Below are 3,713 nucleotides of genomic sequence, written 5' to 3' on the forward strand. Positions count from 1 at the left end.
TAACCAACGCGGATTCCGGCGTCCAGGCATCTGATTGCTGGTGAGGTAGCAAAACACGGGGGGCGGCCCGCCGCCCCCTTAATCGTCCAGCCTGGACAGGAACTCCTCGAACTTTCCCGAGGGGCCGCGCTCAATGGATTCAACCCTAACGACGTCCACCCGGAAGGGATAGCCCAGCGCTTCCCTTGCCAGCTCCCCTACACGAGATAGTTCGCCTTCTCGAAGCGGGCGGCTCAGCACCACTCTGATCTGGATGGTTTCCAGGTCCGCCTGCACGAACTGGGCCTGAAGGATGGGTTGAACGGCGCGCACCTTTCCCAAAGCGACAGGCCAGTAACGGCGCCCATCGGGGGTGCGGACCAGGTTGCGGACCCGGCCAAGCACCTTCCCGATCACTGGCGAGCCGCGACCGCAGGCGCATGCTGCGCCCACCGTTACATAATCGCCTAGATCGTATCGAAGCAAGGGCATCGCCTGATTATGCAGGGAAGTCACGACGACCCGCCCGCTCTCGCCCACGCCGCACATCCGCCCCCGGTCATCCAGAACCTCCACCATCACGCTCTCCGACTGCACATGAGAATTGCCCTGTTCGGGACAGCGAAATGCAATGTAACCAACCTCGTTGGCCGAGTATGTATCAGAACATCGCACCCCCCATTTCTCGGCAAGCCATCGCTCCAAACCTGAATCCAGTGGCTCGGAAATAAACCGAACCTCTTCCAGGGCGGGCGGCTTGTCCGGCAACACATCCAGCAAGGCGGGGACGATGCTGGGATACGCCAGCAAGTAATGGGGGTCGAATCGGCGCAGCCAGCCGGCCAGGATGTCGATAGGGAAACCGATATGGATGGCAGAAGCCACACCGGTGGCATAAAGCTGGGCAACCGGGTTGCCCCAAGACGGCTGGTCCGTTCCTTCGGCGCTCCGCCGCTCCGGCGGAAAGTAGCGCATGACGCCCAGGCGCTTGCTGAAGTCCCGCCCGCGCCACAGATGCTCGCGAACCGTCAGCGCGTTCCACATCAAGCGGGTGACGGCGGTGGCCCGGACCTCCACCGGGACTCCTGTGGAGCCGGAGGTCTTAAGCGTTTCGAGGGGAAGGTGGGCTGGAGGCACTTGGCGGGCCATCAGTCGCTCGGAATGCGCACGCAGTTCCGTTTTCGCCAGCAGCGGAATTTCCCGCCACTCTTGCCAAAAAAGTTCGGGCTTATGGGCCGCACGCCCCAGCCTCTCCGCCCGCCGCCCTAGCCGCCGGTAAAGCGGCACCTTTTCGTAAGACCATCGAGCCAAGCCCGCCAACTGCCTTTGTTGAGCGGCCAGGATTTCGTCCGCGCCCCACCATTGAGTGTCGCTTAGGCCATCGACGACCCGCCTCAAAGATGTGGGGTGAGACAGGAAGGGGGGCCATGTAGTTATGGACTCCAATGCCATACCGTAAGTCGGTTGAGGTTACGCGCAAACGAAAGGCTCATGGCGCCGCCCTGATCGAGGCGCCAAGAGCCTTTATCTAAGCCCGCTGGACGGTTTTACGGCTTGCCGCGCCGCCGCCACAGGCCAAACCCCGCGACGCCCAAGCCCAGCAGGCTCAGGCTGCCCGGCTCCGGAATATCCTGATAGAGGGATGCATTCAGGGTGTAGTACCCCCCGGAATTGCCTCCGCCCGCCGTGAGGCTGGTCGGTGCCCCGCCCGAGTAAGGCGTGCCGCCCCCCTGACCATCGGGGCGGGTCAGCGTCGACCCTGCGCTCCCAGGAGCGCCTATATAATCAGCGATATTTTTCGTGGCCCCCACATTGGTGACCCCGAGATAGTAGGTGCCCGCGCTAAGGAATGTATAAGTGCCGATGAAGCTGTCGCCATTGCCTCCAATCCCTTGTAATGAACCCGGATCAGCCACAGTATCAAAACTGAAGGCCAGCAAGGTGTGGTTTTCATCGAATAGGGCCAGAACGGTATCCAGCCCGGCATCTCCGGCCCCCTCCGCGCCATCAATATCGAAATATCCCTTCATCCCCGCCGTAACGGAAAATTTATAGTAGTCCACGTCAGTGACGCCATTGTTCTGGGCATCAATCGACACCCAGGGATTAGCCTCAGAATTAAAAATATTCACGTCGGGGGCACCATCAAGGTTAAACTCGCCATCCAAATCTTGGGCGGTGGCGAAGGCGTCATTGGCTTCAATTTCAGCAAGATAGCCAGCCATGGCGGGCGGGGTGCCGCCGAAGGCCAAAGCAGCCATCGCGGCGACCAATAATGTTTTTTTCATCGAACTCACCGAAAGGTATTAAGGATTGATATGTAAAATCTGCGTCGGCTGATGATGCAGAAAGGCCGATGCACATTTCAGAAGCACAAATCGCGCCAATATGTGTCAGCATCAGATTTTCCGCGTTGTTCCTCGCTCATTTTGATAGCTGCGCCTTGCATCCCATAAACATTGTAAAAATATCAAGACTCGAAAAAAGCGGGTTGACCACGCTTCAACAGGCTCAGTGAAGCCTATAGATTGGAGAACCTTGTAAATCATGCTGTTAAGAAGCGAAGCTATGCGACCATTCTAAGGTTATTCAATAGGTTGAATCGAACTGATTGAATGTAAACTTTTCAATAAGCTGGTTTCAGTAATATAACGGTCTTGCGGTGAGCGGCGGGCATTTCCCCGCTTGGCTATGCTTGGGGGAGGGCGTGCGCCGCCTTGTTAACTTCTTAGCCCTCGGAGACAGTCATCACAAAACCGGCTAGGTCGCCCGCGGCTTAATTGATGGTGACAATAATGCCAGCCAAAACAACCCCATCCCTCGGCTCCACCTTTTGGGCTATCACGGCCTACTTCAATCCCACGGGATCATCTAGGCGGCTGGATAACTATCGCTGTTTCAGGCGATCATTATCGATCCCTTTGCTAACCGTCGAATGGCATCCCTCTGGATATTTCCAACTGGGCGGGGACGGCGGAGCGGATCAATTGATCCAAGTCGACGGCGGGGACTGGATGTGGCAGAAAGAAAGACTGCTGGAAATCGCTCTTGCGGCCTTGCCGGAACACGTCAAGCATGTTGCCTGGCTGGACTGCGACGTGGCCTTCCTTGATGGGGATTGGGCCGAGAAGGCCGAGCGGCTGCTTCGCCTGTATCCCATCATTCAGCCCTTTGGGCGGATCCTCTATCTGGACAGCGAGGCAACCCGCTCACTGGCCGAGTTTGGCCCCGGGCCAGCCCTACGTGAGCTTCCGGCGCGTCCATCCTTCCTGCGTCTTTTCAACGAGGCCGGGAACGGCATCGTCGACTTGGACCTTGGCAACAGGTTTACCCAGCGCACCGCCAGCGTCGAATGCCATCATGAAGCATCGTATGAACACGGCTACATGGCCCGTCCCGCGCATGGCCACGCCTGGGTCGCCCGGCGTGAATTCATTAAGAGCATCGGACTCTACGACCGCTGCGTCCTGGGCGGCGGAGACTTGTTGTTCTGTTACGGACTCATCGGCAAACACGAGGCGCTAATTGGAAACCATCGCTCCGTGGGCTGGGAGTTTTATGGCGGGTGCGCGAGCTATCGCGCCTGGGCCGCTAATGCTACCAGGCATTGCCAAGGACAGCTGAGCGGCATGAGTGGCACGCTTCTCCACCTCTTCCATGGCGGCATGGAGCATCGACAATATAGGTCAAGAATAGACGGCGCGGTTGACTTCAGGCTTGATCTGGACCGCGAC

At 58.4% G+C, this 3,713-nt stretch carries 3 protein-coding genes; 1 reads left to right on the plus strand and 2 read right to left on the minus strand.

The window, feature by feature from the left end; all coding sequences use genetic code 11:
• Positions 1–78: 78 nt before the first annotated feature.
• Both ACXWUF_RS20340 and ACXWUF_RS20345 read right to left on the minus strand, forming a co-directional pair.
• The gene (locus ACXWUF_RS20340; RefSeq protein WP_458496387.1) at positions 79–1,377 is read right to left on the minus strand and encodes a phenylacetate--CoA ligase family protein; all 1,299 of its coding nucleotides are present in this window, start codon (positions 1,375–1,377) and stop codon (positions 79–81) included.
• A gap of 149 nt (positions 1,378–1,526) precedes the next feature.
• Positions 1,527–2,267 carry a DVUA0089 family protein gene (locus ACXWUF_RS20345; protein ID WP_458496388.1) on the minus strand — a complete coding sequence of 247 codons (741 nt, stop codon included), beginning with the start codon at positions 2,265–2,267 and terminating at the stop codon, positions 1,527–1,529.
• Positions 2,268–2,966: 699 nt separating this feature from the next.
• On the opposite strand from ACXWUF_RS20345, the gene ACXWUF_RS20350 reads away from it, so the two are divergent.
• Positions 2,967–3,713: hypothetical protein (locus ACXWUF_RS20350; RefSeq protein WP_458496389.1), on the plus strand; the 747-nt coding region annotated here is incomplete at its 3' end.

The sequence above is a fragment of the Methylomagnum sp. genome (genome assembly GCF_054333355.1).

What these genes read in the sequence shown, in the direction of transcription:
- ACXWUF_RS20345 (WP_458496388.1), bottom strand. Translation starts at nt 2,267, where the DNA reads ATGAAAAAAACATTATTGGTCGCCGCGATGGCTGCTTTGGCCTTCGGC.